This window comes from Streptomyces sp. NPDC052043 (assembly GCF_044548235.1).
In the GTDB taxonomy this organism is placed as follows: domain Bacteria; phylum Actinomycetota; class Actinomycetes; order Streptomycetales; family Streptomycetaceae; genus Streptomyces.
Genome location: NZ_JBIUBT010000027.1, coordinates 1 through 26,783 on the forward strand (window position 1 = coordinate 1; position 26,783 = coordinate 26,783).

The 26,783-nt window shown below is 69.4% G+C and carries 23 protein-coding genes and 1 pseudogene; 9 read left to right on the plus strand and 15 right to left on the minus strand.

Translation table 11 applies throughout. The annotated features are described in order from the left end of the window. Window positions 1–142: 142 nt before the first annotated feature. On the plus strand, window positions 143–1,336 hold the full coding sequence (locus ACIHCX_RS37570; protein ID WP_400037813.1) for a cytochrome P450: 1,194 nt from the start codon (window positions 143–145) through the stop codon (window positions 1,334–1,336). A gap of 204 nt (window positions 1,337–1,540) precedes the next feature. On the opposite strand, the gene ACIHCX_RS37575 is transcribed toward ACIHCX_RS37570, so the two are convergent. The 5 genes from ACIHCX_RS37575 to ACIHCX_RS37595 form a co-directional block, all read right to left on the minus strand. Further along, window positions 1,541–2,629 (minus strand): polyprenyl synthetase family protein, encoded by a 1,089-nt coding sequence (locus ACIHCX_RS37575; protein WP_400037815.1) that lies wholly within the window; start codon window positions 2,627–2,629, stop codon window positions 1,541–1,543. Then, on the minus strand, window positions 2,626–3,555 hold the full coding sequence (locus ACIHCX_RS37580; RefSeq protein WP_400037817.1) for an aromatic prenyltransferase: 930 nt from the start codon (window positions 3,553–3,555) through the stop codon (window positions 2,626–2,628). Before ACIHCX_RS37580 ends, ACIHCX_RS37575 begins: the two co-directional genes overlap by 4 nt. A gap of 203 nt (window positions 3,556–3,758) precedes the next feature. Further along, window positions 3,759–3,893 carry a hypothetical protein gene (locus ACIHCX_RS37585; protein WP_400037819.1) on the minus strand — a complete coding sequence of 45 codons (135 nt, stop codon included), beginning with the start codon at window positions 3,891–3,893 and terminating at the stop codon, window positions 3,759–3,761. A gap of 354 nt (window positions 3,894–4,247) precedes the next feature. After that, a complete protein-coding gene (pcaB, locus tag ACIHCX_RS37590; RefSeq protein WP_400037821.1) occupies window positions 4,248–5,741 on the minus strand; it encodes a 3-carboxy-cis,cis-muconate cycloisomerase in 1,494 nt (497 codons plus the stop codon). Next, window positions 5,738–7,744, minus strand: a complete 2,007-nt coding sequence (locus tag ACIHCX_RS37595) for an FAD/NAD(P)-binding protein (protein WP_400037857.1) — start codon at window positions 7,742–7,744, stop codon at window positions 5,738–5,740. The genes pcaB and ACIHCX_RS37595 overlap by 4 nt, the downstream gene beginning before the upstream one ends. A 345-nt stretch (window positions 7,745–8,089) precedes the next feature. Here ACIHCX_RS37595 and ACIHCX_RS37600 point away from each other — a divergent pair, with 345 nt between their 5' ends. The 8 genes from ACIHCX_RS37600 to ACIHCX_RS37635 all read left to right on the plus strand — a co-directional run bounded on the left by ACIHCX_RS37600 (window position 8,090) and on the right by ACIHCX_RS37635 (window position 16,779). After that, window positions 8,090–8,719 (plus strand): hypothetical protein, encoded by a 630-nt coding sequence (locus ACIHCX_RS37600; RefSeq protein ID WP_400037823.1) that lies wholly within the window; start codon window positions 8,090–8,092, stop codon window positions 8,717–8,719. A 495-nt stretch (window positions 8,720–9,214) separates the two neighbouring features. Further along, window positions 9,215–10,201: a mevalonate kinase gene (gene mvk / locus ACIHCX_RS37605; RefSeq protein WP_400037825.1), complete on the plus strand. Its 987-nt coding sequence runs from the start codon at window positions 9,215–9,217 to the stop codon at window positions 10,199–10,201. Beyond that, window positions 10,194–11,240: a diphosphomevalonate decarboxylase gene (gene mvaD / locus ACIHCX_RS37610; protein WP_400037827.1), complete on the plus strand. Its 1,047-nt coding sequence runs from the start codon at window positions 10,194–10,196 to the stop codon at window positions 11,238–11,240. Before mvk ends, mvaD begins: the two co-directional genes overlap by 8 nt. Beyond that, the gene (locus tag ACIHCX_RS37615) at window positions 11,237–12,355 is read left to right on the plus strand and encodes a phosphomevalonate kinase (RefSeq protein WP_400037830.1); all 1,119 of its coding nucleotides are present in this window, start codon (window positions 11,237–11,239) and stop codon (window positions 12,353–12,355) included. Before mvaD ends, ACIHCX_RS37615 begins: the two co-directional genes overlap by 4 nt. Further along, window positions 12,352–13,443, plus strand: coding sequence for a type 2 isopentenyl-diphosphate Delta-isomerase (fni, locus tag ACIHCX_RS37620; protein WP_400037832.1), 1,092 nt, complete (start codon window positions 12,352–12,354; stop codon window positions 13,441–13,443). Before ACIHCX_RS37615 ends, fni begins: the two co-directional genes overlap by 4 nt. Further along, window positions 13,440–14,501 carry a hydroxymethylglutaryl-CoA reductase gene (locus ACIHCX_RS37625; protein ID WP_400037834.1) on the plus strand — a complete coding sequence of 354 codons (1,062 nt, stop codon included), beginning with the start codon at window positions 13,440–13,442 and terminating at the stop codon, window positions 14,499–14,501. The genes fni and ACIHCX_RS37625 overlap by 4 nt, the downstream gene beginning before the upstream one ends. 3 nt (window positions 14,502–14,504) lie before the next feature. Beyond that, on the plus strand, window positions 14,505–15,674 hold the full coding sequence (locus ACIHCX_RS37630) for a hydroxymethylglutaryl-CoA synthase (protein WP_400037836.1): 1,170 nt from the start codon (window positions 14,505–14,507) through the stop codon (window positions 15,672–15,674). A 127-nt stretch (window positions 15,675–15,801) separates the two neighbouring features. Then, window positions 15,802–16,779 carry a 3-oxoacyl-ACP synthase III family protein gene (locus ACIHCX_RS37635; protein WP_400037838.1) on the plus strand — a complete coding sequence of 326 codons (978 nt, stop codon included), beginning with the start codon at window positions 15,802–15,804 and terminating at the stop codon, window positions 16,777–16,779. A 5-nt stretch (window positions 16,780–16,784) separates the two neighbouring features. Here ACIHCX_RS37635 and ACIHCX_RS37640 read toward each other — a convergent pair whose 3' ends face one another. The 10 genes and pseudogenes from ACIHCX_RS37640 to sigJ form a co-directional block, all read right to left on the minus strand. Further along, on the minus strand, window positions 16,785–17,069 hold the full coding sequence (locus ACIHCX_RS37640; RefSeq protein WP_400037840.1) for a DUF6059 family protein: 285 nt from the start codon (window positions 17,067–17,069) through the stop codon (window positions 16,785–16,787). A 467-nt stretch (window positions 17,070–17,536) separates the two neighbouring features. Then, window positions 17,537–18,157, minus strand: coding sequence for a hypothetical protein (locus ACIHCX_RS37645; protein WP_400037842.1), 621 nt, complete (start codon window positions 18,155–18,157; stop codon window positions 17,537–17,539). Between the two features lie 473 nt (window positions 18,158–18,630). Continuing rightward, complete coding sequence (locus ACIHCX_RS37650; protein WP_400037844.1) at window positions 18,631–19,380, minus strand: thioesterase II family protein; 750 nt, start codon at window positions 19,378–19,380, stop codon at window positions 18,631–18,633. Between the two features lie 206 nt (window positions 19,381–19,586). Next, entirely contained in the window at window positions 19,587–20,408 is an 822-nt protein-coding gene (locus tag ACIHCX_RS37655; protein ID WP_400037846.1) for a BTAD domain-containing putative transcriptional regulator, read from the minus strand. 206 nt (window positions 20,409–20,614) lie between these two features. Beyond that, window positions 20,615–21,454 carry a BTAD domain-containing putative transcriptional regulator gene (locus ACIHCX_RS37660; protein WP_400037848.1) on the minus strand — a complete coding sequence of 280 codons (840 nt, stop codon included), beginning with the start codon at window positions 21,452–21,454 and terminating at the stop codon, window positions 20,615–20,617. A gap of 327 nt (window positions 21,455–21,781) precedes the next feature. Further along, window positions 21,782–22,378: a TetR family transcriptional regulator gene (locus ACIHCX_RS37665; RefSeq protein ID WP_400037850.1), complete on the minus strand. Its 597-nt coding sequence runs from the start codon at window positions 22,376–22,378 to the stop codon at window positions 21,782–21,784. 34 nt (window positions 22,379–22,412) lie between these two features. Beyond that, window positions 22,413–24,005, minus strand: a complete 1,593-nt coding sequence (locus ACIHCX_RS37670) for an acyl-CoA carboxylase subunit beta (protein ID WP_400037852.1) — start codon at window positions 24,003–24,005, stop codon at window positions 22,413–22,415. Window positions 24,006–24,047: 42 nt separating this feature from the next. Further along, entirely contained in the window at window positions 24,048–24,344 is a 297-nt protein-coding gene (locus ACIHCX_RS37675; protein ID WP_400037855.1) for an acyl-CoA carboxylase epsilon subunit, read from the minus strand. Window positions 24,345–25,232: 888 nt separating this feature from the next. Beyond that, a pseudogene (locus ACIHCX_RS37680) lies at window positions 25,233–25,520 on the minus strand (NAD-dependent DNA ligase LigA); the annotation flags it as partial. 55 nt (window positions 25,521–25,575) lie between these two features. Further along, the gene (sigJ, locus tag ACIHCX_RS37685) at window positions 25,576–26,472 is read right to left on the minus strand and encodes an RNA polymerase sigma factor SigJ (RefSeq protein ID WP_400037859.1); all 897 of its coding nucleotides are present in this window, start codon (window positions 26,470–26,472) and stop codon (window positions 25,576–25,578) included. Window positions 26,473–26,783 lie beyond the last annotated feature (311 nt).

Consider the following 26,783-nt stretch of genomic DNA (forward strand, 5'->3'; position numbering starts at 1 on the left):
GGGCGCACCCAGCGAGACCACCCTCCAGGCCGCCGCCCACCAGGGCCGCCGCGTCACCGAAACAGCAACAGCCCTCAAAGCAGGCCGCACCAACTACTGATCCTACGGCGCGGTCCCGTCCGCACTTGACAAGAAGGAACTGATGAGCGATTCCCAAGCTGTTTTTGAGCTCACCGGCTCGCCGCAGGACGTGCACACGGCGTTGCACGAGGCCGGGCCGATCAGACGTGTGAAACTGCCCAACGGTGTGCCTGTGTGGCTGGTCACTCGGCATGCCGAGGTCCGTCAGGCGTTGAACGATCCGCGGCTGTCCAACCAGGACCAGGCCGACTGGTTCGATCAGGGCGCGCTGCTCCCGCATGTGCGGTCCGCGATGAACACCTCGATGCTGCGCATCGACCCGCCCGACCACACACGGTTGCGCAAGCTGGTGAACAAGGTGTTCGTCCCCCGCCGGATCGAAGGGCTGCGGCCCGGGGTCCAGCAGTTCACCGGTGAACTGCTGGACGGGCTCGCTGCCGAGGGCGGGACGGTCGACCTCATCTCCCAGTACGCGGCACCGCTGCCCGTCCAGGTGGTCTGCGAACTGCTCGGGGTTCCGGTCGAGGACCGTGACAACTACCGGCACTGGGCGGACGCGTTCGCCGCCGGCATCGGTGCTCCGGTCTTCCCGGCCAAGGAGATCACCGACTTCGTGGACCACCTGCGCGACCTGATCGAACTGCGCCGGTCGGAGCCGGATGACGCGCTGCTGTCGGCTCTGATCGCGGCCCGCGACGAGTCCGACCGGCTCAGCGAGGACGAGCTGCTCTCGACCGCCTTCCTGCTGATCATCGCCGGGCACGAGACCTCGACGAACCTGATCGGCAATGGCATCTACATGCTCCTGAACGACCCGGCGCGTGCCGACCGTATCCGGGAGAACCCGCAGGAGCTCGCGACGACCATCGAGGAGATCCTGCGCTACGAGAGCCCCGTCACGGCGGCATCGTTGCGCACCGCCACCTGCGAGATGGACCTCTTCGGCGCCGACATGGCCGCCGGCGACCTGGTCATGATGTCCCTGCGCGCCGCAAATCTCGACGGCGAGGTGTTCGGCACGGACAGCTCGGAATTCCGGATGAACCGTGAGCACAACCCGCACCTCGCGTTCGGCCACGGCATCCACTTCTGCATGGGCGCGCCCCTGGCCCGCATCGAGGCCCAGATCGCCATCGGGGACTTCCTCACCCGCTTCCCCAAGGCAAGCCTGGACGTCTCGCCCGACGCCATGCAGTGGCGGCCCGGCCTTCTCACCCGCGGCCTGGCCAGCCTCCCCGTCACGCTGAACGGCTGACGGGACATCCCGGTCGAGTCGGGCCGGGGCGCATCGGCGATGCCCATGCTGATGACCACGTGGAACCGTCGGCGGATCCGCTGACCCCACTGCGCGCGCTCCCCTGTCCGGCAGAAACAGACGACCTCCCCCGCGATCGATCGCGGGGGAGGTCGTCTGTTTCTGCCGGACGGCGCCGCAGGCCCCGGGCACGGGACCTGCGGATCACCAGGTGCGCTGCGTCGCGGCGATGGCCATCTCGATGAGCCGCTTCTTCGCGTGGTCGGTCACGCGGCTCTGCTCCAGCGCCGCGACGGCACGGTCGGTGCGGCGCGCGATGTCCCGCTCGGTGCGCTGCACCGCGCCGGTGTCGGTGATGATGGCGCGCATCGCGGCGAGATCACCGTCGGTGATGTCCGTGCCGATCCTCGTCCTCAGGAACGCCGCCGAGTGCGCATCACGCTCGTCCGCGGCGCGCAGGGCCTCGGCCAGCAGCACCGTTCGCTTGCCCTGGCACAGGTCGCCGCCCGAGGGCTTGCCCGTCACCTCCGGGTCTCCGAACACGCCCAGCAAGTCGTCGCGCAGCTGGAACGCGATCCCTATGTCGACGCCGAACGCGCGATATGCCGCGACCAGGTCGGCGTCCGCCCCGGCGATCGCAGCACCGATGTGCAACGGGCGTTCCACCGTGTACGAGGCGGTCTTGTACCGGTCGACGCGCAGCGCCGTGTCAATGTCCTCGTCGCCACTGGCCTCGGCCGTCAGATCGAGGAGTTGACCGGACAGAACCTCGGTTCGCAGGGCGGACCACACCGGGCCGACGCGTGTCTGCGCGGCAGGCGTGAGCCCGGAGGTACGGATCATGTCATCGGCCCAGGCCTGGGCCAGATCCCCAACCAGAATCGCGGTGCCAGTGCCGAACAGCTCCGCGTCGCCGGACCAGCCCCTGGCCCGGTGCTGGTCGGCGAAGAGCACATGCGCGGCGGGGAATCCGCGCCGGGTCGGTGCCGCGTCGATCACGTCGTCGTGGATCAGCGCCGACGCGTGCAGCAGTTCGAGCGCGGCGCAGGTGCGCAGCACCGCGTCGGGCGTCGGGCCGGCCTCGTCACCAACGGCGCCGAGCCAGCCGAGCAGCGCGAAAGTCGGCCGCACGCGTTTGCCGCCACGCAGCACGTACCCCTCCAGCTCGGCGACCGCGTCCGCGTAGCTCGCACCGATCTCGCCGGCCTCGGACCGGCGGTGCGCGAAGAAGTGTTGAAGCGCGGTGTCGAAGGCGCTGCTGTCCGCCTCGGCCTCGATGTGTACGGCGGTCACGAGTCCCGCTTCCCCTGCTGCTCGTCGGAGTCGGACAGCAGCATCTGCCCCTGCATCCGGGACTGCCACTGGTAGTACGACTGGACCTTGAAGTTCTCCTCGCCGGTCGCGGACATGGCGGCGTAGTAGATGAACCTCCCGTCCGCGGAGTCATGCGGAACGCCGTCCAGGAACTTCTCGATCTTGGGCTCGATGGGAACGGGCAGCGACACCGAGTCCGGCGTCATCACGGAGAAGCAGAACCTTTCGATCTCCGGGGAGTCCCAGCCCAGAGTGGTGTAGATGCCGAATGCCTGCCCGCCGAGCTTGAGCATCTGCTCGCTCGGTTCCGGGAAACCGATGTCGCGCAGCATCGCCGTGATGGTCTCCGGTTCGAGGCACTGAGCAGGAAGACCACCGAAGTACAGATTCACCGTCCGGTGCCGGTAGTCGATGCCGAACACGTTCACCTTGTCGGCGTCCAGACCGTATCGGGCGAAGAAGTCGAAATTCTCGGCCAGGCTGATCGGCATGGATGGGATGTCGATGAGTGTGGACAGCCGCTGCATGCCGTCCGGAGCGAAGAAGGCGTATATCTTCTTGAAACCGCCGACGACTCCGAAGTCGATGCCGTAACTGTCGATCGGGCAGCGCTCGTTGATGTCCGCGAGCAGCGTGCCGACGGGGTGGTCCGTAGCCTCGGTGAGGCCCTTCGCCAGGGCGACGGCATAGGGATCCACGTGCTGGGGAACCGAAAAGCGCCAGTCGAGATCTCCTGTGTATCGCTCACCGGTGCCGACTCTGAAGGCGATCACGGCGCTCGCGAGCGCGTCCTCGTACGCATTCAGGACGGGCCAGACCTTCTCACGCGAGCAGGGCACATCCAGCAGCCCGGCCGATGCCTCGATGGCCGAGTAGAGATCTGCCGACGCGGCGGTCTCGGACATTCATCCTCCTTGTGTCCATTTCAACGTCCTCTTGAATGACGCCCGCCAGAGGGCCAGGGCCGACGCGGCGACAGCGACCAATGTCCTGCACGAGTCTCGATAGGGACTCGACACGGACTTGACCGCTGCCGTTCGGTCGCGCTCGCGCCGGTGGACGCCCGCGTCACGCTCGACGGGCGTCCACCGGATGCGGGTGAACCGGGTCAGGACGCCGGGAACTTCAGGAGCTCGCCGTCATTGGTGAGGGTGTTGTTCGTGACGTAGATGTCACCGTTCGGGCCGGCGTCCAGCCCCGTGGGCAGGTTCAGCGGGCCGCCCGTGTCGATCTGCGACGACACCGGTGCGCTTGTCGATCCGGTACAGGGCACCGGTGTTCGGCACGCTCGGCGTGCTGTCGGTGGCGCACGCCAGAGCCACCAGGTCGAGGTCGATGACGCCCGTCAGACCGGAGGCGAAGACGGTCGGCTCACCGCACCGGGCCTCGCGAACGACGGCGGGATGGGCGGCCGTCCCCTGCTCACCCATCCCGCCCTGCCTGGCCCGGCCCGCTACGCCGTGCCGCCGGGGCAGTGCAGTCCTTGGTCCCGCGCGCGCCGCTCGGCGGCGCGGGCACCGGCTTCGCAACCCGTTCGTACAGCCATCGGCTGAGCCGGTGCCGCACTATCGGCCGACGACCCGGAGCCTGCGGAACGTTATGACGCACGGTGAGGTGCGGCAACCGCGCTCGAGGCGGAACCCGGTCGGGGCGCGACCGGTCCTTGACCACCGGGGGGCGGATCGGCCAGCGCGCGGTCGACCAGCGCACCCGCGGCGCCGGTGTACCCGGCCGGGTCGAGCAGAGCTGCTGCCTCGTCGCGGCTCAGCACACCGTCGAGCGGTGGGAGTTCGGCCAGTACGTCGGCCAGCGGCCGATCTGAGGCGGATGCGAGCAGCGAGGCCTCGGTGAGCAGTTCCTTGGCGGCCGCCTTCCCGAGGTGCGGAGCCAGTATGGCGCCGACCCGCTCGGAGACCAACTGCCCGCCGGTCGCGCCGAGGTTGGCGCGCATTCGGTCCGGGTGGACAACCAGTCCCCGCGCGAGCTCGACGGCCGTGTGCGCGGCCCCGCCCGTGAGCCGCAGGCATTCGCGCAGCGGCTGCCACTCGGCGTGCCACACCCCGGCCGAGCGCTCGTCCTCGGCGGTCAGGCACTGGCTCAGCACCGAGGCCTGGGCGGGTACTTGGAGAGCGGCCGATCGGATCAGGGTTGCCAGCACCGGGTTGCGCTTGTGCGGCATCGCCGACGACGCGCCGCGGCCGGCCACCGCGGGCTCGGCCACCTCGGCGACCTCGGTGCGGGCAAGCACCAGGACATCCGCCGCGACCTTGCCGAGGGCGCCGGTCGTGTGGGCGAGCGCCGCCGCCAGGTCGGCGACCGGCGTGCGCAGGGCGTGCCAGGGCAGCACGGGGGCGGTCAGGCCGGTCTCGGCCGCGAAGGCGGCGCCCAGTTCGTCCAGGACGACAGCGGGGCCGGTGTCGTCGCCCGCGTACTCCACATAGCCGGCCAGGGTGCCGGCGGCGCCGCCCAGCGCCACCGGCAGCCCGCCGTGGCCGAGCCGTTCGAGGCGCTCGGCCGCGTCCAGGACCAAGCTGCGCCACCCGGCCGCTTTGAGGCCGAATGTCGTGGGTACGGCGTGCAGGCCAAGGGTGCGTCCGGCCATCACCGTGTCCCGGTGCGCGGCGGCGAGACCGGCCAGCGACGCGGCCACTTCGCGCAGATCCGCGACGATCAGGCGCAGTGTCCGCGCCGCCACCAGCATGGCGGCGGTGTCGAAGACGTCCTGGCTGGTCGAGCCGCGGTGCACATACTCCGCGGCCCGGGGATCGTGCTCGGCGACGACCGCGGTCAGCGCCTTGACCAGGCCCACGACCGGGTTCGCCGTCTCCCGCGCGGCGAGCGCAAACTCCCGCACGTCCAGCAGCTCGGCGCGCGCCGCGGCCGTGATGACCTCAGCGGCCTGAACGGGCACCGTGCCGCAACGGGCCTGCGCCCGGACCAGTGCCGCCTCCGCGTCGAGCATCGCCTGCAGCCAGGCGGCGTCGCCCACAGCGGCTTCGGCGGGAGTGCCCGCTCTCACCGGTGACAGCAGCCCGGCGTCCAGATGGGCGGGAAGGGCCTTGGTCCATGAGGGTCCGGCTCCGGAAGTCATACGTCTGCCTTTGTGCTCGGGGCCGCGAGCACGGAGGGCGTGGCACGCTCCGTCCGGCAGGTGGCCGACTGCGTGGGCACGGCGGTGAGTTCGGGCAGAGCGAGGACGGCCGCCGCGATGGCGTCGGAGTCCTCCAGGGTGACGGAGCCGACTCCGGGCCTGATGCCTGCCGCGGTCACCCAGTGGACGGACTCGGTGGGCACCCCGTAGGCGAAGCGCCGCGGGTGCGGGGCGCCCCCGGCATCGATCACATGGAAGGGGCGCACGGACACGGAGAGTCCACCGGTCTCGTAGTACGAGCCTTCCTCTCCGGGGATGCGGTACGGAGCACACTGCCCGGTGCGCAGCAGCTGGTTCATCAACGGGTCCGCCGTGCGGCGCAGGTCGATCTCGGGCAGCCGGGCTTCGATGAGCGCCGTGGCCCGCACGCGCACGTCCGGTATCTCGCTCGACGTACCGGTGAAGCTGGGGCCGAGCGGATCGTGCGGGTCCGCAGTCACGCGCAGGCCGGGTCCGGTCACGTCGAGGACGCCCGCCTCGATGAGCGCGATCATCTCCTCGATGCGGGATACCGGGGGGCCGATGGACAGATAGGCGTTGAGCGGTGTGTACCAGCGGTCAAGGTCGTCACGGTGCGACGCGGCGGTCAGGCCCCCGTGGTCCACGGCGAGCCGCAACTCGTTGCGCAGGTCGCGCAGGACGTCGAGGGCGGCCTTGACAGGTCCGCTGACGTTGCCCTGACGGGCCAGGCGGACGTCGTCGTCGAGGTGACCGCGCAGCCACCGGCGGAACGCGGCCCGGTCGCGCAGAACGGCGGTGCCGTAGGGGCGGGCGACGTGCTCCCAGTCCCAGCGCTCGGCCGTGGTGATCCCGCTCTCGTCGAGGAGCCGCTCCTCCGCCCCGCCTGGCTCGGCGTCCAGATACCGCTCCATGAACTTCGTCACGGCGACGGGGTGTTGGCCGCGTGCTGTCAGCAGGGCCGCGTAGTACGCACTGCACACCTCCTTGGAGATGAGCGGCCACAGGTCGGCGGCGAACTCGATGGCCCCGCGGTGCGGGGACCGGGCACGCAGATCCGCGATGAAGCCGGCGGTGAGGAGCCGCGGCGCGTAGCGGTCGTGGGCGCCTTTCTGGTTCTCCCCGCGCGCCTGGTAGGGCACACCGCGCCGGGACCCCGCGTGCAGGCGCGGCTCGCGTCCCGAGGGGTGGTAGACGAGACGGCCGTCGACGCGGCTGAAGGCGCCGCCCCGGCCATGCGTGAACAGCGCCAGGTAGTCGAAGAAGTTGAGTCCCAGCCCGCGGAGCAGGACGTGCTGCCCGGGCTCGATGCCCGACAGGTCCACGTCGGCCGGATTGGCGGGCGGCAGGTAGGTCAGCCCGCTCCGGACGGCGAAGGCCGTCAACTCCTCCTCCGTCCGCGAGAGCCGGGCCGGCACATGGCCTTGGGCGAGGACGACTGCGGACAGGCCGGACAGCCGGTTTCCGTCCTCCGTGACCAGGACCTGCGCGCCCCCTTCGTCCGCGGCCGCATCCTCCAGGGCGACGGCCCGCACCGAGTGGGTGCGCACCGTCACATGTGCGGGGGCGTTCCGGACGACCTGGTGGAACACCCAGGTGAGATAGGAGCCGTACAACGCGCGGGTGGGATAGGCGTCGGGGCCCAGGCGCCGCGCCTCGGCGCGGGTCTCCTCGTCGTGGGCGGCTCCCGGGCCGGCTTCGAGCGCGCCCGATTCCATCGCCTTGGCCCACTGGTACAGGCTCGGTCCCTCCACCAACGGTCCCTCGATGCGGACGCTTGCATCGGTGAAGACGGTGACCTGGGAAGCGACCGTGTTCATCAGCAGGTGCCGGGACTGCGCGGGGCGCCACACCTTTCCCGATCCAGGCGGGTCCGGGTCGACGACATGCACCGTGATGGCATGCCAGCGGGGCGACTTCCGCTCCTGCGCACAGAGCCGTTCCAGTACGGAAAGGCCCCGGGGCCCGGCGCCCACGAGGCACACCTCCAGACGTGGGGCCGGGTCACTCGCGGACAACTGAACGGCCGCCGTCTTCGGCGGACCTGTGGTGAGTGCGACGCCAACCGAGCGTTCGCCTCCGTGCGTTCCATCCACAGCGCCTCCTTCCGCCGCCACCGTGGGCGCAGGCGCTCAACCAGAGCTCGGTTCCGCCTGGAAATCGGCTGGAGAATCAGGCCCGAACAGGGCTTGAGAGGGACTCTAGCGCTCGTCATTACGTTCTGCTCAGACGCTCCGACTGGCCTCAAGGAGCGTCTCACCGGCTGAGACCCGAGCAGGAATCGGAATTCACGCTCTGTGGATCTGAATTGACTGCCACTAGGAGATTCAATGCAGGTTCACTCGTGCCAGAGAAGCCATCCCAAGGAAATCCGTACTGCTGCCGGATCAGCCCTGTGCATCGACTGCAACAGACAGGTCGAGTATCACCTTCGCGCCCTTCCGGAACTCCACCAGGAGTCCCTGAACAACGTGTCGTCGAGCACTAGGAGAACGAACCCGACGAAGGTGTCCGGAAGCCGCAGGCATGACTTCGTCGACACCAGCGTGATCGACACTCGGCATCATACGCTCGCCATGCTGGAGGCGTGGGCAGCAAATGTTTCAAAAGAGCTCGGAATTCCCGTACCTGTACGGACGGTTCCGCACCTGACGCGGTTTCTGGCAGGGCATCTGAAGTGGCTCACCGCGCAGCCTCGGGCCACAGAGTTCGCGGATGCGATGGAACGTCTCGCCGGCGGACTGCGGCACATCATCGACCCCGGCCCCAATCCAATGAAAGCCCTGATCAGGCAATGCGTCGTGGACAACTGCACCGGAACGATCAACGTTTCCCCGATCAGCGGCGAGAAGGCGAGCGACACCAGCATAGGATGCTCGGCCGGACATTCCTGGAAGATGCACGAATGGCTAACTCTGAGGCAGCTCTTGGAGCGGCAACGAAAGGGCGTCAGCGCATGATCAAACCACCACGTCACCGACTCGTTCCGACGAATGTGGCCGCCCTCGCCGTGGGCGTCACGGAGGCGACCATCCGAAAGTGGGTGAGCCGCGGGAAGATCACTCGCTACGGCGCACCCGGATGCCGTTCGCACTTCGACATCGAAGAACTCACGGAGATCGCCCTCCAACGCCAGATGTGACCCAGGTCGCTTCGAAGCGCTCTTGGCGCGGGCGGGACCGACTATCACTATCGAGCCGCATCTCCCCTGCCCAAAGGCATCTGAACGGCAGCGGATTGAGTTCCGAGAAGCCCACGGCGTCGATTCCGAGTTCTTCAGACACGCTTCGCGCAAGCATCTCACAGGCGATCGAGCCGACTTGTCGATTGTCGCCGCATAAATAGACGGAATCTCCGCAGGAGTGCGCCCGGTTCAGGAGCACTCCTCATTGACGATTGCGATCCCGATGCAGAAAAAACAAGGGGAGCTGAGTACGTTGACTTTACCGGCCTCAGTGGAAGGGGTACCGGGAAAGCACCCGGCCGGCTCCGTCGGCGTCGGCCACGCCCACGCGAAGGCCGTCCTGCTCGGGGAGCACGCAGTCGTGTACGGGGCCCCGGCGCTCGCTCTGCCCATGCCGCAGCTCAAGGTCACGGCGCGGGCCGGATGGTCCTCGCACACCGCGGCCGCCGACGCCGGCCTGTCGTTCACGATGACCGGTTCCGCACCCCCAGCGGTCGTGGCACAGGCCGCCGAAAGCGTGCGGCAGCTCGTCGACGCGTTCCGGGTGCGGGTGGGCGCGCACGACGGTCCCCACCTCGACGTGAGCCTGGACAGCGCGATCCCTCCCGGCCGGGGCCTCGGCTCCAGCGCGGCGAACTCGCGCGCCATCGTCCTCGCGCTCGCCGACCTCTTCGGCCGCGAGCTGACCGAGAGCGCGGTGTTCGACCTGGTGCAGACCGCCGAGAACCGAACGCACGGCCGGGCCAGCGGCGTCGATGCCGCGACCGTGGGCGCGTCCGCTCCCCTGCTCTTCCAGGCGGGCAGAACCGCGCCGCTGAGCATTCGCGGTGACCACTTGTTCATCATCGCGGACAGCGGCGCGGCCGGCAGTACCAAGGAAGCGGTTGCTCTGTTGCGCGCGGGGTTCCAGCGTCATGCCGGCGCGCAGGAGAGGTTCGTGCTCCACGCGTCCCAACTGGTCCGGGAGGCCGGGCAGGCGCTGACGGACGGAAGACCCGCGACGGCCGGCGCGCGGCTCTCCGACTACCACTCTCTGCTGCGCACGGTCGGCCTCAGCACCGACCGGATGGACGCGCTGGTCGAGGCGGCACTCGCCGCGGGCAGTCCCGGAGCCAAGATCACCGGGGGCGGCCTGGGCGGCTGTGTGCTCGCACTGAGCCCACCGGACCGTGCCGAGGACGTCGAACGGAACCTGCGCGCGGCCGGCGCCGTGCGGACATGGGTCGTCTCGGCGAAGGAGCACCGTGGCCATGCGTGAGGAGAAAGCGGCCACGACGGTCCGACCGCGGACGCCGCAAGGACGTGCCACCGCCGTCGCACACCCGAACATCGCGCTGATCAAGTACTGGGGCAAGCGGGACGAGCGGCTGTTCCTGCCCTGGACCGACAGCCTGTCGATGACCCTGGACATCTTCCCCACGACGACGAGCGTCCGGCTCGATGCCGAGGCCGAGCAGGACGAAGTGACGCTCAACGGCGCCCCCGCGACGGGCGAGGCGCGGCGCCGCGTCGTCGCGTTCCTCGACCTCGTGCGCGAGCGGGCCGGGCTCTCCCGACGAGCCGTGGTGGACACGGAGAACACCGTCCCCACCGGCGCGGGCCTGGCGTCCTCCGCCAGCGGGTTCGCCGCCCTCGCCGTCGCGGCGGCCACCGCCTACGGTCTGGATCTCGACGCCACCGGGCTGTCCCGCCTGGCCCGGCGCGGATCCGGATCCGCATCTCGGTCGGTCCACGGTGACTTCGTGGTGTGGCACGCCGGCCGGACCACGGGTACGGACGAGGACGCCGACCTCGGCTCGTACGCCGAACCCGTGCCCTCTGCGGGACTCGACCCGACTCTGGTCATCGCGGTGGTCGACGCGGGGCCCAAGACCGTTTCCAGCCGTGCGGCCATGCGCAGCACGGTCGACACCTCGCCGCTGTACCGGCCGTGGGCCGCGTCGAGCACAGCCGACCTGGCCGAGATGCGGACGGCTCTGCGGCGCGGCGACCTCGAAGCCGTGGGCGAGATCGCCGAGCGCAACGCGCTCGGTATGCACGCGACGATGCTCGCGGCGCGCCCCGCGGTGCGCTACCTGTCCGCGGCCACGCTCACCGTGCTCGACAGCGTGCTGCAGCTCAGGCGGGAGGGGGTGTCGGCCTACGCGACCATGGACGCCGGGCCCAACGTCAAGGTGCTGTGCCACCGCACCGACGCGGACCAGGTGGCCGCGGCCGTATGTGCGGCTGCTCCGGGTACTGCGGTGCACGTGGCCCGGCCGGGGCCTGGCGCCCGTCTCCTGAATGAGGACGGATGACGCCCCAGCGGCGCACGGTGGTCCGGCATGCGCCGGGCAAGTTGTTCGTCGTCGGCGAGTACGCGGTGGTGGAGCCCGGTTGTCCGGCGATCCTGGTGTCGGTCGACCGCGGTGTCACGGTCACCGTGTCCGGATCCCGCGACGCCGGTGTCGTCATCTCCTCCGACCTGGATCCACACGCGGTACGCCGACAGTGGCGCGACGGTCGGCTCGCCGTGCACGGCACGGACGAGGGGCGCAGCACGCGAGGCCGGTGGCCGCACGTCGTGTCGGCGATCGAGACCGTGGGCCGGCTGCTGACCGAACGCGGCCTGCCCCTACCGGCGTTGGCCGTCTCGGTGAGCAGCCGGCTGCACGAGGACGGCAGGAAGTTCGGCCTGGGGTCGAGTGGTGCGGTGACCGTGGCGACCATCGCGGCCGTCTCGGCGTACTGCGGCCTGGAGTTGTCGCACGACAGCCGGTTCCGCCTGGCCGTGCTCGCCACGGCCCGCATCGATCCCAAGGGCTCCGGCGGCGATCTGGCTGCCAGCACCTACGGCGGCTGGATCGCGTACCGGGCGCCCGACCGGGCCTTCGTGCTCGACCTGGCCGAGCACGAAGGCGTCGAAGGGGCACTGCGCGCCCCGTGGCCGGGTTGCGCGACACGCCGGCTCCCGCCGCCGGCCGACCTGTGCCTGGAAGTCGGCTGGACCGGGAATCCCGCCTCCACGACCGCACTCGTCTCCGATCTGCACCGGCGGACCTGGCGGGGCAGCGCCTCGCACCACAGGTTCGTGGCGGCCACCACCGACTTCGTGCACGCCGCGATCGACGCACTCGAGTCCGGCGACGATCCCGGCCTGCTGCGCCAGATCCGGCGGGCACGCGGGGAGTTGGCCCGCCTGGACGCGGAGGCCGGTCTCGGCATCTTCACACCCGAACTGACGGCGTTGTGCGACGCCGCCGAGTCCGTCGGCGGCGCGGCCAAGCCCTCGGGAGCAGGGGGCGGCGACTGCGGCATCGCTCTGCTGGACGCCGGCGCACAGCAGAACATCGCCTGCCTCAGGCAGCGGTGGGACGCGGCCGGGGTGCTGCCCCTGTCCGTTCACCCCGCCCCGGAAGGGATCAAGCAATGAGCGCTCAGCGCAAGGACGATCACGTCCGGCTCGCCATGGAACAGCAGCGTGCGCACAGTGGGCACAACGAGTTCGACGAGGTGGCATTCGTCCACCATGCCCTGGCCGGCCTCGACCGGTCGGACGTGTCCCTGGCGACGACCTTCGCCGGCATCACCTGGCCGGTGCCCCTCTACATCAATGCGATGACCGGCGGCAGCGCCAAGACCGGTGCCATCAACCGGGATCTGGCCACCGCAGCCCGGGAGACCGGGGTGGCCATCGCGTCGGGCTCCATGAACACCTACTTCAAGGACCCGTCGTGCGCCGACACGTTCCGTGTCCTGCGCCAGGAGAACCCCGACGGGTTCGTCATGGCGAACGTCAACGCGACGGCGTCGGTGGACAACGCGCGGCGCGCCATCGATCTGCTGCGGGCCGACGCCCTGCAGATCCACATCAACACGGTGCAGGAGACGCCCATGCCCGAGGGCGACCGCTCGTTCGCCTCCTGGGTCCCGCAGATCGAGGCGATCGCCGCGGCCGTCCACGTCCCGGTGATCGTCAAGGAGGTCGGCAACGGACTGAGCCGGCAGACCGTTCTGACGCTGCAGAACCTGGGTGTGCGGGTGGCGGATCTCAGTGGCCGGGGCGGCACGGACTTCGCCCGCATAGAGAACGGCCGGCGGGCGCTGGAGGACTACGCGTTCCTGCATGGATGGGGTCAGTCCACCGCCGCGTGTCTGCTGGACGCGCAGGACGTCGGCATCCCCGTGCTCGCGTCCGGCGGCGTGCGCGACCCGCTCGACGTCGCCCGGGCGCTCGCACTCGGCGCCCGCGCGGTCGGAGTGTCCGGGTGCTTCCTGCGCACTCTGCTCGACGGCGGGGTACCGGCACTGGTCGCGCAGATCTCCACGTGGCTGGACCAGCTGGCGGCCCTGCAGACCATGCTCGGCGCGCACACCCCCGCCGACCTCACCCGCTGTGACCTGCTGATCCACGGCACCCTCCGTTCCTTCTGCGCCGACCGGGGCATCGACACGCGTCGGCTCGCCCAGCGTTCCGGCTCCGTCGGCGCCCTTCACGAGATGACGGGAAGCACACGATGACTGATGCACATGCGATAGCCGGGGTCCCGATGAGGTGGGTGGGGCCCCTGCGTATCTCGGGCAACGTCGCCGCCACCGAGACGCAGGTACCGCTCGCCACCTACGAGTCCCCGCTGTGGCCCTCCGTGGGCCGCGGGGCGAAGGTCTCCATGCTGGCCGAGCAGGGCATCGTCGCCACGCTCGTCGACGAGCGGATGACACGGTCCGTGCTCGTCGAGGCGACGGATGCCGGGACCGCCCACACGGCCGCCCGGACCATCGAGGCGCGGATCGACGAGCTGCGCGCCGTGGTGCGCGGCTGCAGCCGGTTCGCCGAACTGATCGGCATCCGGCACGAGATCACGGCGAATCTGCTGTTCATCCGCTTCGAGTTCAGCACCGGCGACGCGTCGGGGCACAACATGGCGACGCTCGCCTCCGACACGCTCCTCGAGCACCTGCTCCGGACGGTCCCGGGCATCTCCTACGGATCGATCTCGGGAAACTACTGCACGGACAAGAAGGCCACCGCAGTCAACGGCATCCTCGGACGCGGCAAGAACGTGGTCACGGAGCTGCTCGTACCGCGTGACGCGGTCTCCGGAGTCCTGCACACCTCGGCGGCCAAGCTGGCCCAGCTCAATCTCCGCAAGAATCTGCTCGGAACCCTGCTCGCCGGCGGCATCCGCTCGGCGAACGCCCACTTCGCGAACATGCTGCTCGGGTTCTACCTGGCGACGGGCCAGGACGCGGCCAACATCGTCGAGGGATCCCAGGGCGTCACGATGGCCGAGGACCGGGACGGCGACCTCTACTTCGCCTGCACGTTGCCGAACCTGATCGTGGGCACGGTGGGCAACGGCAAGCGCCTCGGGTTCGTGGAGACCAATCTGACCCGGCTCGGTTGCAGGGCCGACCGCGAACCCGGGGAGAACGCACGCCGACTCGCCGTCATCGCGGCAGCGACGGTGCTGTGCGGTGAACTCTCACTGCTCGCCGCCCAGACGAACCCGGGTGAACTCATGCGTGCGCACGTCCAGTTGGAACGCGACAACACGACCGCAAAGGTTGGTGCATAGGGTATGTCCATCTCCATCGGAATCCACGATCTGTCGTTCGCGACAGCCGAGTTCGTCCTGCCGCACACCGCGCTCGCCGCGCACAACGGCACCGCGATCGGCAAGTACCACGTGGGCATCGGCCAGGAGTCGATGAGCGTTCCCGCCGCCGACGAGGACATCGTGACGATGGGCGCGGCGGCGGCCGCGCCCATCATCGCCCGGCACGGCACCGACTTGATACGGACGGTCGTGCTGGCGACGGAGTCGTCGATCGACCAGGCGAAGTCGGCCGGGGTGTACGTCCATTCACTGCTCGGACTGCCGTCGGCCACCCGCGTCGTCGAACTGAAGCAGGCCTGCTACGGCGCGACCGCGGCCCTGCAGTTCGCCATCGGACTGGTCCGGCGGGATCCCGCGCAGCAGGTCCTGGTGATCGCGAGCGATGTCTCCAAGTACGAGCTGGACAGCCCCGGCGAGGCGACACAGGGTGCCGCCTCGGTGGCCATGCTGGTCGGGGTCGATCCCGCTCTCGTGCGGATCGGGGACACGTCCGGCCTGTTCACCGCCGACGTCATGGACTTCTGGCGGCCGAACTACCGCGACGCCGCGCTGGTCGACGGACAGGAGTCGATCAACGCGTATCTCCAGGCGGTCGAGGGCGTCTGGAAGGACTACACGGAGCAAGGGGGCTACCCGCTCGGCGAGTTCGCCGCGTTCTGCTATCACCAGCCGTTCACGAAGATGGCCTACAAGGCGCACCGCCACCTGGTGGACTACTGCGGACACGACGCCGACAAGGACGACATCGCCCGCGCTGTCGGGCAGACCACCGCCTACAACACCGTCATCGGGAACAGCTACACCGCATCGGTGTATCTCGGCCTCGCCGCGCTGCTCGACCAGGCGGACGACCTGACCGGCCGCCCCATCGGCTTCCTCAGCTACGGCTCCGGCAGCGTGGCCGAGTTCTTCGCCGGGACCGTGGTCGCCGGTTACCGGGACCACCTGCGCACCAAGGCGAACCTGGAGGAGATCGCCCGCCGGCGACCGGTCGATTACGCCGGCTACCGCGACCTGCACGAGCGGTCGCTCCCGGCCGACGGCGGCGATCACTCCACGCCGTCGCAGACCTCCGGTCCCTTCCGGTTCGCCGGGCTCAGCGGCCACAAGCGCATCTACGAGAAGCGCTAGGCCGCGTTCGGGAGCGTGACCACGTGGGCAGCCGTCCTGGGCTGCCCACGTACGAGGGCCGTCGGCGCCGCGACCGGCGGGCCTGTCGCCCAGCGAATTCCACACCACCTGAGGGGAGGGCAACCGCATGACCGACGTCAGGGTGCTCGGTACGGGTGCCTATGTACCGGAGCGGATCGTCTCCAATGATGAAGTCGGTGCGCCGGCGGGGGTCGACGACGCCTGGATCACTCGCAAGACCGCCATCCGGGAGCGGCGCTGGGCCGCCCCCGGTCAGGCCACGTCGGATCTGGCCACCGAGGCGGCTCGGGCCGCGCTGAAGTCGGCGGGCATCACCGCCGAGCAGCTGTCGGTGATCGCCGTCGCCACGTCCACGCCGGACCGGCCCCAACCGCCCACGGCGGCCTATGTACAACACCATCTGGGCGCCCCCGGCACCGCGGCCTTCGACGTCAACGCGGTCTGCTCCGGAACGGTGTTCGCGCTCTCCGCCGTCGGCGGCGTCCTCGAGCACCGCGGCGGGCATGCGCTGATCATCGGCGCCGACGTGTACTCGCGCATCCTGAATCCCGCCGACCGCAGGACAGTGGTCCTGTTCGGGGACGGCGCGGGCGCCATCGTGCTCGGTACGACCGGCCGGGGCCCGCGTGTCCGGCATGTCGCGCTGCACACGTTCGGCGAGCTCTCGGGGCTGATCCAGGTGCCGGCGGGCGGCAGCCGACTGCCCGTCGACCGATCCGGACTCGATGCCGGACTGCAGTACTTCGCGATGGACGGACGGGAGGTGCGCCGCTTTGTCGTGGAGCAACTGCCTCAGCTGGCCAAGGGATTCCTGCACGAGGCGGGCGTCGGGCCCGAGGACGTCAGCCACTTCATTCCGCACCAGGCCAACGGTGTCATGCTCGACACCGTCGTCGAGGACCTGGCCCTGCCCCGTGCCACCACTCACCGGACCTTGACGCACTACGGCAACACGGGGGCCGCCTCCATCCCGATCACACTGGACGCGGCCGCCCGTCAGGGCGCGTTCCGCCCGGGCGAGTTGATCCTCCTGGCGGGCTTCGGCGGCGGGATGGCCGCCAGTTTTGCACTGGTCGAGTGGTGAACGGCTCAACTGCCGCCGAGTGACGGCCGTTCGATGTCGTACGTCGCCCGCAGTTCGCGGTCCAGCCGCCGCTCCTGCACGGACAGCGGCAGGTCGGTACGCAGTCGCTCCGGGTGGGCCGGCGGAGGACCGGCGAGCTCCGGCAGCAGGCCCCGGCCCGTCGCGGGCGGGTCCAGCAGCTGGTGCGCCGGGACCCCGCCGTAGACCGCCCCCGAAGCGACCAGGGACCGCCACAGTGAACGCAGCCAGCAGGCCGCCAGCATCCTGACACCACGCGACAACCGTCTCATGTCCACCCCTTCGAGCCATCTGTCCGCACAGACTGGCAAGATCCACTCGCGAATCGGTCGAAGGGTCAGCCCTCCGTTCCGGCAGCTCTGCGAAGCGCCCGGGCAGCGGCCGGCCGGCACCGAGCACAACCGGGCGCAGCGTGAGCTGCGGAGCGGTCCGGCCGGCCCCGGAGATCTCGGCCATGCGCGGAACGGCACTGCCCCCCAGTAATTGCAGGGCCTCCCCCACCGTGGTGAACTCACCTGCGGACAAGGGAAGTTCAGTCAGGAGCAGCGCACTTTGCGCCAGCAGCTCGGCCGCAGCGTCTTCGCCAAGCAGAGCCCGGTCGTGCACCCCGGTGAGCACCAGGGCACCCGTGCGGGCGGTCGCGCAGTTGGCGCAGGAGGCGGGTCACCGTGGCGCCGGGTCCACGTCGACCGACACCGGCAACGGATTGCGCAGCGGCCCCGGCATCCCGGCCACGCCGTCAAGCGGTACGCCACACCCCGGCACGGTCACCGAGAAGCGGACCGGGACCGGCCCGGTCTCGCCGGAGGCCCGACAGATCGGCATCGCCCAGACAGCCTGCAGCACGCTGCTCTCGGCGGTGCCCCAGATGCCTGGCCCACGGTGCGAGCCGGGCCGTGTCGGCGAGCCGGGCGTGGCCGATGCCGGTCATCCCTGTGGTCCCGGCGGAGTTCCGGCCCGGCCTGGACGCCGCGCCGTCAGGCGGTGCGCTGCGCGCCCAGAAACCCCGGGTGGAGGCGACTCCGTGCGCAGCACGGTTTTCGCAGTCGAAGACCGACTGCCAGGCCGTCGTGAAACGCGTGGTGTCGAGCGGGCCGCGCCAGAGCCACACGAGTTGCTCGACGTGGCGGCCGGTGCCGGGTCCGGCGTCCCCGCCCGTGTACAGCGACGGCTGTTGGGGCGTGGCCCGGAAGACGGTCGGAGCCGGGGCGGCGTGCGCGTCGGCCGGCTCCCCCAACATGTCCTGGAGCAGGTGGCGGAGGGCGAGGGCCGTGTACGGGGCGGGGACGAGCGGGCGGCGGGTGGTGGGCGGTTCGGTGAGCAGGTCGGCGGTTCTGCCGCAGACCAGGGCACCGGGCACGCTGTCCGCAGCCGAGATACGCAGGGTGTGATGGTCGGGGCCGTGGCGCAGGAGCCGGTGCCGTACGGCAGCCGATCCGGAGCACCGGTGGTCAGCACGCCCAGGAGATCGTCCAGCGCGCCGGGGTCGAGCGATCCGTGCAGTTCGAGGTTCCACGGGGTGGCGTTCGGTGGCGAGCCAGGTTGCACGACCACGGACATGGGCGTGTACGAGGGGCGTTGAGCAGTCATGTTGGTCCAGGGGTACGGTCCGCTGCGCAGCCGGGACCCCCTTCTCTCCTTCCTGCGCTGGTCTGCCCGCGTGCACGTGGGTGGAGCTGGGCACGGTAGTGGCAGATTGCCCCCGACGCCCGTTTCCCCAAGTGGGTGTAAAGCGGCGTCTGAGTGATACACAAGAATGATTCCGGAAGATCTCGGCGAGATATTCTCCGGGAATGGAGAACTGCCGGGGACCGAGCACATTCAGGCACGGGTTCAGCCGACGGGAAAGGGCTCCTGAACAAGTCGGCCAGCAACTCGGCAGGCCCGCCCCACGAGTCGCGGCAGTTCACGACCGCGGACGAAGAAGTGCCGGCCCGGAACCGTCCGCAGCCGAGCGGGCCCCGTCGTCCATCGCCCCCAGCCGTCGGCGATCTCAGGTGGCGCCAGCGGGTTGCACTGGGAGGAGACGACCAGCAGCGGAGTGGTGAGCGGACCGGCCGTCGAGGGCCGGCAGGCTGCTTCCTGAAGGTCGTGGGCGAGCTCCAGCTCCGCGCGGAGCATGGGGAGCATCGCCCGGCGCAGGACTCCCTCGTCGCTCTGCGGCGGCACCGCACCCTTGCTGTCGAGCAGGGCCAGCAGCTCTGAATCCGTAGTGCCCCGCGCGTCGGGCAACTCGCAGGGCACATCGGGCGGGGGGCAGGCGCCGACGGCGAGGAACGCGGGACCCGGCAGCCCCGCCTCATGCAGCGAGCGGGTCACGAAGAAGGCCGCCAGCGCACCAAGACCGTGCCCGTACAGGGCGAACGGGCCGGTGTCCGGCCCGGTGAACAGAGGCAGCACCTCGGCCAGCAGGGCCTCATGGGTGGTCACCCGCGGCTCGGACCGCCGTGCCCCGTAGCCCGGCAGAAGGACAGGAATCGGCGTGACACCGGGTCCGACGTTCTGCTCCCAGTGATCGAAAGCAGAGCCGTACTCTCCGGAGTGCGCAAAGCAGTGAAGCCGCACGGGCTGTTCGTCCGACATACCGTCCTCCCTCTCACACCGCCCCTGGGCAGGCGAGGAGGGGCGGGGTTCGAGAATCGCCGAGCGGTCTCGATTCCCGCTCGAGAACGGCCCCACGGCAGACCGTGACCGATCCTGCGGGTGGGCGGATGGGGCCCGGTGGCATTTCGGGACCGGTCGGCCGTCCGGAGCCGCCCTGCCCCAACCGCCCGCCTGCGGTGCGACCGTCAGGCCGCGTAGCGGTCGAAGGTGGATCCGCGCCGTGGACCGGCCACCACGTCCAGCTCCGGGTCGACCGAGAGAATCGCCTGGTGCAGTCGCTGGAGCTGCGGAGAGGGCTCCACCCCGAGCTCCTCCGTCAACCGACGCCACAGCCTGCGGTAGATCTCTAAGGCAGCGGCCTGCCGGCCGGACCGGTAGAGGGCCACCATGGCCTGCGCGTGCAGGCCCTCGTGCTGGGGATGGCGGGTAATCAGATCTGTCAGTTCCGCCAGCAGTTCGGCGTGCCGGCCGAGCCGCAGATCCGCGTCGATCCGTCGCTCGACGGTCACCAGCCTGGATTCCTCAAGACGCAGGACCTCGATCTCCAGGACGGGACCGAGCCGTACGTCCACCAGTGCGGGCCCCTGCCACAGCGCGAGTGCCCGCCGAAAGCACTCGGCGGCTCTCTCGTCCCCGCCCTCCTCAAAGGCCTCCTGCCCAGAGGCGACCAGTCGCTCATAGGCGTGTACGTCGACGGATTCCGGCGGTATCTGCAGCAGATAGCCGCCGTGCCGAGTGGCCAGAATGTTCTTCGCCTCACCCGGGGCGTCGGGTCCCATCGCGGTACCGAGTCGACGGCGTAGTTGCATGATGTACGTCTGCAGCGTGGTCATGGCGCTCTGTGGAAGTTCCGTCCCCCAGATCTCCTCCATCAGCGTGGATACGGGCAGGACACGGCTGGGGTACAGCGCGAGAAGGGCGAGCACCTGTCGGGGTTTCCCGGCGGTCGGGACGATCGACCCGCCGTTCACCGCGGCAGACAGTGGACCCAGAATCCGAATCTCCATGGCTTCCTCCGTTCGTCGCGGGCTCTCCAGATGGCGGAAAGTCGTCGGCGATCCGGCAGGCTAGTCACATCAGCACCCGAAGTGCCGATTCCTTCAGCGGAGTTCGAGCAAACCTCGAAGCGAACAACCGGAGCACGGTCCGGGCACTGGAAAGCCGATCGCATCGCAGTCGTCGAAGACTCGTGATTCCCCTGGCGCGCGCTCGCTTACGACTTGCTCCGCACCAGGCGCTCACGCTCCGTCGGCGCCGGCGCGTCGAGCCCCGCCTCGGGTCCGGCCATCAGAATCAGGCGCTGGATCCGCCGCAGCTCCGCGGACGGCTCAAGTCCCAGCTCCCGTACGAGCGTCGCACGCACTCGCTGATACGCGGCCAGCGCCTCGCTTCGGCGCCCCGAGCGATGCAGAGCCAGCATGTACTGGCCGTGCAGGTTCTCGTGCGTCGGGTAACGGTTGACGAGAACAGTGAGTTCAGCGAGCAGGTCACGATGACGACCGAGCCTCAGGTCCGCCTCGATGCGCTGGTCAAGGGCGCACAACCGGGTCTCGTCCAGGCGCTTGGCCTCCATCTGCAGTTGCTCGCCGATCTGCACATCGGCGAAGGGAGGCCCGGTCCACAGGTCGAGGGCCTTCCGCAACTGCCGCACCGCCCCCTGGAAGTCGCCCGCGTCGATCGCCCGGTATCCGACCCCGGCCAGTCGCTCGAACACCTTGACGTCACTGGTGCCGTCGGCACTGTCCAGGAGGTAGCCGCCCGGTAACGTGACCAGGACGTCCTTGGCCGTGCGCCGTGCTCCCCCCTCCGGCTGCCCCTGCTCCAGGGCGGCCGAGATGAGTTCACGCAGTTGGAGGACGTAGGTCTGCAGGGTGGTGCGGGCGCTGCGCGGCGGCACACAGCCCCACAGCTCCTCGGTCAGCGAAGCGACGGAGACCACCTGGTCGGCGTGGAGCGCGAGCAGGGCGAGCACCTGTCGCGGCTTCGGCGCGGTGGGCGTGATGGAGACGCCGTTCTCCCTGACGTCCATTGTGCCCAGTAGCTCGATGTTCACGCGGTCTCCCCTATGTCCTCGTGCGCTCCGGCGTTTCCATGGCTGTCAAGAGGTGCAGTCCAGCTTGAGGAAAGAATAAAAACAGCACATCCGGTCTGTCAATACAAAACCGCACGCGCCGTTTCTATTGCGCGGGCACCAGGGATCCTCACCGCAAAGAGCGCTCGAATCGCCTTCCCTGCAGGCAAGTTCGAGCACTCCTGAAGCTTCCCTGTGCGCCGCCTCAAGGGAGGCGAAGACGCGACCTCGCCGAAAAAGGTGAGCAATAACTGACCGAAAGGTCTGTTATTGCTCAGCGCTCCATCGTGAGCTGTCGCGAGCCCGCGCTCACCAGCGTCTCCGGATCCCGCCGGTCGGCGAGCTGCGGCAGCAGCAACTCCCAGAAGCGGGTGACATTGCTCCGGGACGGCCAGGAAGCGTCCGTCCCACCGAGCACCTCGAAACCCATGGTCGCGGCGACGATGACGTGGGCACCGTCCGCCCACGAGACCCCTTGGCCGGAGCGCCACCGCGCTCCGCCCCGCGCAGACCCTCCTCGACCCAGGCCTGCCACTGCCTGCGCAGAGGCGACTCCGCGCGGCGGGCGATGTCGCCGGCGAGTTCGAAGCCGCTGCGCAGCACGACATCGCGGGCCAGCAGGTCCATCAACTCGTGCGTGGCATCCACCACACGCTGCAGGGAGTCCCCCTGCCGGGCCTTCGCCTCCCCGGTGAACCGGCGAACGGCCTCGGCGGCCTCCACCTCGACCGCTTCGGCGAGCATCCGCCTGTTGGCGAAATGAAAGTGGAGCGCACCGTTACTCACCCCGGCACGTCTGCGGATGACACTGAGCGACACAGGAACGAAGCCCACCTCAGCGAACACTTCGGCCGCGGCTTGAATCAGCGCGCGCCGAGTACGGGCTGCTCGCTCCTGCTCGACCATGCTGCCTCCTGAACCACCTAACTGCTTTGTGCACTCATTGCGGGGGGTTGCCGTGCTTCCTGGACGGCAGGTCGGCGTGCTTGGTGCGCAGCATCGCCAGGGACCGGATCAGCACCTCCCGCGTCTCGGCAGGGTCGATCACGTCATCGACCAAGCCGCGCTCGGCCGCGTAATAGGGGTGCATCAGCTCGGACTTGTACTCCTTGACCATCTTCTGCCGCATGGCCTCGGGATCCTCGGCCTCGGCGATCTGCCGCCGGAAGATCACATTGGCGGCACCCTCGGCACCCATCACCGCAATCTCGTTCGTCGGCCAGGCGTACGTGAGGTCGGCGCCGATGGACTGCGAGTCCATGACGATGTAGGCACCCCCGTACGCCTTGCGGAGAATCAGCGAGATCCGCGGCACGGTGGCATTGCAGTACGCGTACAGCAGCTTGGCGCCGTGCCGGATGATCCCGCCGTGCTCCTGGTCGACGCCGGGAAGAAAACCCGGAACGTCGAGGAGGGTCACGATCGGGATATTGAACGCGTCACACATCTGCACGAAACGGGCCGCCTTCTCGGACGCCTCGATGTCCAGGACACCCGCCAGCGACTGCGGCTGATTGGCGACGATGCCCACCACCTGCCCGTCCAGGCGGGCCAGGGCACAGATGATGTTGCGCGCCCAGCGCTCGTGGACCTCCAGATACTCCCCGTCGTCGACGAGCTCCTCGATCACCTTCGCCATGTCGTACGGACGATTGCCGTCCACCGGCACCAGATCGGCCAGCGCGTCCAACCGGCGGGCCACCGGGTCCTCACTGCGCACACGCGGCGCACTTTCCCGGTTGTTCTGCGGGAGCATCGACAGGAGGTAGCGGACCTCCGCGATGCAGATCTCTTCGTCGTCGTAGGCGAAGTGGCACACGCCCGAGGTCTCGGCGTGCACATCGGCACCGCCCAGCCCGTTCTGCGTGATCTCCTCACCCGTCACCGCCTTCACCACGTCCGGACCCGTGATGAACATCTGCGACGTCTCACGGACCATGAACACGAAGTCCGTCAGCGCCGGACTGTAGGCCGCACCACCCGCACACGGACCCAGCATCACGCTGATCTGCGGGATCACACCCGACGCCTTCGTGTTGCGCTGGAAGATCCCGCCATACCCGGCCAGCGCCGAGACACCCTCCTGGATCCGCGCGCCCGCACCGTCGTTCAGCGACACCAGCGGCGCACCCGCCACGATCGCCATGTCCATGATCTTGTGGATCTTCGCGGCATGGGCCTCACCCAACGCACCACCAAAGATCCGGAAGTCGTGCGCGTACACAAAGACCGTCCGACCCTCGACCGTGCCCCAACCCGAGATCACACCATCCGTGTACGGCCTTTTCGCCTCCAGACCGAAACCCACCGCCCGATGCCGGCGCAACTGCTCGACCTCACTGAACGACCCCTCGTCCAGCAACAACTCAATGCGCTCACGCGCCGTCAGCTTGCCCTTCGCGCGCTGCGCCTCCGTCGCCCTCCGACTCGGACCGGCCACAGCCCGGGCACGGATGTCGTGGAGTTCGGCGATGCGACCCCCGATGGATGTGGGTTCAGCCTCGACCGGAACAGAGGCAGTCGGAGCCACCATGACAGGTCCCTTCCTAGGGCGCCGCCGAGTCGACCTCGGGCCCTACCGGAGCATAAAACCGTATGCGCGGTTTGTAAATTGGAGACGCGGGGTGGTCCTCTTCGCTCTTGAGTGAACCGTCGCGTCGATTGCCAGGGGCGCAGGGCAGCGCCAGCTGTCCGGGGCCGAGTAGCCGTGTCCCTGCCGCCACCAGGACGTGCCCACGGCGAGCTGCTCCCGGTCCGGCTCCGCGCCTTCACCCAGCGCGAGGAAGACCAGGGCAAGGGCCGCCAGTTCTTCCTCGTCGGCGTGGCCACGCTCCACACGGATCAGAACCTGCGCACCGTCGCGTCGACTCATCGCCCCTCCTTCAGCCTGCCGCCACAGTCCCTGACATCGGTCAATGCCCGCTCAAAGCCCACTGTCGTCAGACTCGAACGGAGGACGGAGACGAGACGGTCCTCGGGCCGCGGGCTGCGAGGACTGCGTGGATCTCTCGGCGGGTGTGGCTACTTGAGCAGCACCGGAATCGCGCGGTGACCGTTGACGATGAAGGACTCGACGGGCTCGAGCCGGTCAGGGGCGACGGCCAGGGACATGGGCGGCAATCGCCGAAGAGTGAGCGCAACGCGATGACCGCTTCCATCGCGATGGCGTTGCCTATGAAGGTGGTCAGTGTCTCCAGACCTGCGGCCGGCAGCAGTTGCAGCGCCCCGGCCATCTCCTCGGCGGTGGCGGACGAGCTGAAGCCGATGTCCATCGCGGCACCCAGCGTCTCCTCGGTCTCCTCCCCCACCCCGAGAAGCCCGCAGATCACCCGCACAGGCAGTAGTTGTCGCGTACTTCGCGCGCAGGTCCACCACCTGTCCGGGCGGCACCTGGCCCAGCTCGTCGAGGAGCGCGACGCGAGACCAGTCGACGCAGCCTCGCGCGCCGCGCGCCGTACGCGGTGAGCATGTTCTCCAGTGCCACCCACAAGAACAGCGGCCAGTCAGCGCTGATCCGGCCTTCCGCGAGCAGTGGCCAGTGCTGCCGAGCGTCTTTCGACACCCGCGGATCAACGAGCAGCTCCTTGATGTACTGCTGCTGCACGACCGCCCAGGCAGTCACCCCACCAGGCAGGGTCACCCGGACCGCCGCATCTTGCCGGCGCAGCGTCTCGGCCTCGCCCGCTTGGTCGCGCCCCAACGCGTCCAACGCGTAAGGGCACATACTGGTTCCCATTCGTGCACTCCATTCGGTTGGCCTGGCCTCGACGAGCTGCACGACGCGGGAGTGCCCGAGACCCTCGATGTCGAGCTGGTCGCGGCCCGCGGCGACGAGGTGGCAGTTGCGGCCGCGCTCGCACCGCCGGCGCTGCTCGCTGGTTTCGATGCCGGAGCCGCGCTGCGGGCACTCGGCCGGGAAGGCGATCTCCGTCTCGTCGCCGGTGCGCAGGTGGGCGACGGGGGCTTCGACGCGCGGGATGACGTCGCCCGCCTTGTAGACCATCACCTGGTCGCCGAGGCGCAGGTCGCGGCGGGTGATGTGTCCCGGGCGGCTCCGCGGGAGAGGCGGAGCCGGTCCAGTTCACATCGGTGCGTGCGTCGGGTCAGTCGGCCGCGGGGCGGCTCGTCGTCCAGGAACGGAGCTTGTCGGGGTTGAGCACGGCCCAGATCCTGGTGATCCGACCATCCCGGATGTCGAACGACAGCACGGTCACAATGACGCCGTCGACCTGGACCGCCAGACCCGGACAGCCATTCACCGTGCGCTCCAGAATCGTCAACCCGGCTGCCGCACGCGCCCGGTGGACGTAGAAGCGGGCGATCGCCTCGGCTCCTTCGACCGGGCGGAGCTCGGCCCTGACGTGCCCGCCGCCGTCGCCTGTGGCCATGGCCTCGGGCGCCAGTACACCGAGCAGGGCGTCGATGTCCTGGGCCTGCCAGGCCTGCTTGAAGGCCCTGACGACGTCGGCGCGACGTGTTGTCCGGGGCTCTGGTGGCCGCGCGGCACGTACGCGCCGACGGGCGGAGGAGGCCAACTGGCGGCAGGCTTCCTGCGAGCGGCCGACGATCTCGGCGATGTCCGCGAAGGGGTAGCAGAAGACGTCGTGCAGGACGAACGCGACCCGCTCGGCCGGGGTCATCGCGTCGAGCACGACGAGGAACGCCATGGTGACCGATTCGTCGAGGGCGACCCGGTCCGCGAGATCAGGGACGTCGGCCTCGGTACCGCGCCCGCTGAACCACCGTGCGTTTCCCGGCAGCGGTTCCGGGAGCCAGGCCCCCACGTAGTGCTCGCGCCGGGCCCGTGCCGAGCCGAGCAGGTCCAGGCAGATACGGCTGACGACGGTCGTCAGCCAACCGCCGGGGGAGCCGATGCCGCTGCGCTCCTGCGGGGACAGCGCGTACCACCGGGTGTACACCTCCTGGACCACGTCCTCGGCCTCCGACAGGGAGCCGAGCAGGCGGTACCCGATGCTGAGCAGCTGGCGCCGCTTGCTCATGATCGTGGCCAGTTCGGGATCGTTCCCCCATAAGGAGGTGCCGGAAGAAGCGAACGGGTCGGTCGCGTCGGTCGGGTGGGTCACGGTCTCGTCAGTCTCCTGGGTCCGGCTTCTGTGGGACGTTCGCCTCACATCTTGCCGGGCTGCGTCGTCCTCATGGGTGAACACCCATGCCCGCTCGACAGCACCGGGCATCACCGCAAGAAAGGCACTTCTCATGGCATCTGTGAATGTTGCGATTGTGTATTACAGCCAGACGGGGACGGTGTATTCGCTGGCTCGGGCTGTGGCTGAGGGGGCGGAGAAGGCGG

Bases quoted from the DNA above. Each gene is read 5' to 3' on its own strand.
- ACIHCX_RS37665 (WP_400037850.1), bottom strand. From the start codon at position 22,378: ATGGTCGAGCAGGAGCGAGCAGCCCGTACTCGGCGCGCGCTGATTCAA.
- ACIHCX_RS37650 (WP_400037844.1), bottom strand. From the start codon at position 19,380: ATGTCGGACGAACAGCCCGTGCGGCTTCACTGCTTTGCGCACTCCGGA.
- fni (WP_400037832.1), top strand. From the start codon at position 12,352: ATGAGCGCTCAGCGCAAGGACGATCACGTCCGGCTCGCCATGGAACAG.
- ACIHCX_RS37600 (WP_400037823.1), top strand. From the start codon at position 8,090: ATGCAGGTTCACTCGTGCCAGAGAAGCCATCCCAAGGAAATCCGTACT.
- ACIHCX_RS37580 (WP_400037817.1), bottom strand. From the start codon at position 3,555: ATGTCCGAGACCGCCGCGTCGGCAGATCTCTACTCGGCCATCGAGGCA.
- ACIHCX_RS37625 (WP_400037834.1), top strand. From the start codon at position 13,440: ATGACTGATGCACATGCGATAGCCGGGGTCCCGATGAGGTGGGTGGGG.
- mvaD (WP_400037827.1), top strand. From the start codon at position 10,194: ATGCGTGAGGAGAAAGCGGCCACGACGGTCCGACCGCGGACGCCGCAA.
- ACIHCX_RS37670 (WP_400037852.1), bottom strand. From the start codon at position 24,005: ATGGTGGCTCCGACTGCCTCTGTTCCGGTCGAGGCTGAACCCACATCC.
- ACIHCX_RS37570 (WP_400037813.1), top strand. From the start codon at position 143: ATGAGCGATTCCCAAGCTGTTTTTGAGCTCACCGGCTCGCCGCAGGAC.
- sigJ (WP_400037859.1), bottom strand. From the start codon at position 26,472: ATGAGCAAGCGGCGCCAGCTGCTCAGCATCGGGTACCGCCTGCTCGGC.
- ACIHCX_RS37635 (WP_400037838.1), top strand. From the start codon at position 15,802: ATGACCGACGTCAGGGTGCTCGGTACGGGTGCCTATGTACCGGAGCGG.
- ACIHCX_RS37640 (WP_400037840.1), bottom strand. From the start codon at position 17,069: ATGAGACGGTTGTCGCGTGGTGTCAGGATGCTGGCGGCCTGCTGGCTG.
- ACIHCX_RS37630 (WP_400037836.1), top strand. From the start codon at position 14,505: ATGTCCATCTCCATCGGAATCCACGATCTGTCGTTCGCGACAGCCGAG.
- ACIHCX_RS37615 (WP_400037830.1), top strand. From the start codon at position 11,237: ATGACGCCCCAGCGGCGCACGGTGGTCCGGCATGCGCCGGGCAAGTTG.
- ACIHCX_RS37675 (WP_400037855.1), bottom strand. From the start codon at position 24,344: ATGAGTCGACGCGACGGTGCGCAGGTTCTGATCCGTGTGGAGCGTGGC.
- pcaB (WP_400037821.1), bottom strand. From the start codon at position 5,741: ATGACTTCCGGAGCCGGACCCTCATGGACCAAGGCCCTTCCCGCCCAT.
- ACIHCX_RS37655 (WP_400037846.1), bottom strand. From the start codon at position 20,408: ATGGAGATTCGGATTCTGGGTCCACTGTCTGCCGCGGTGAACGGCGGG.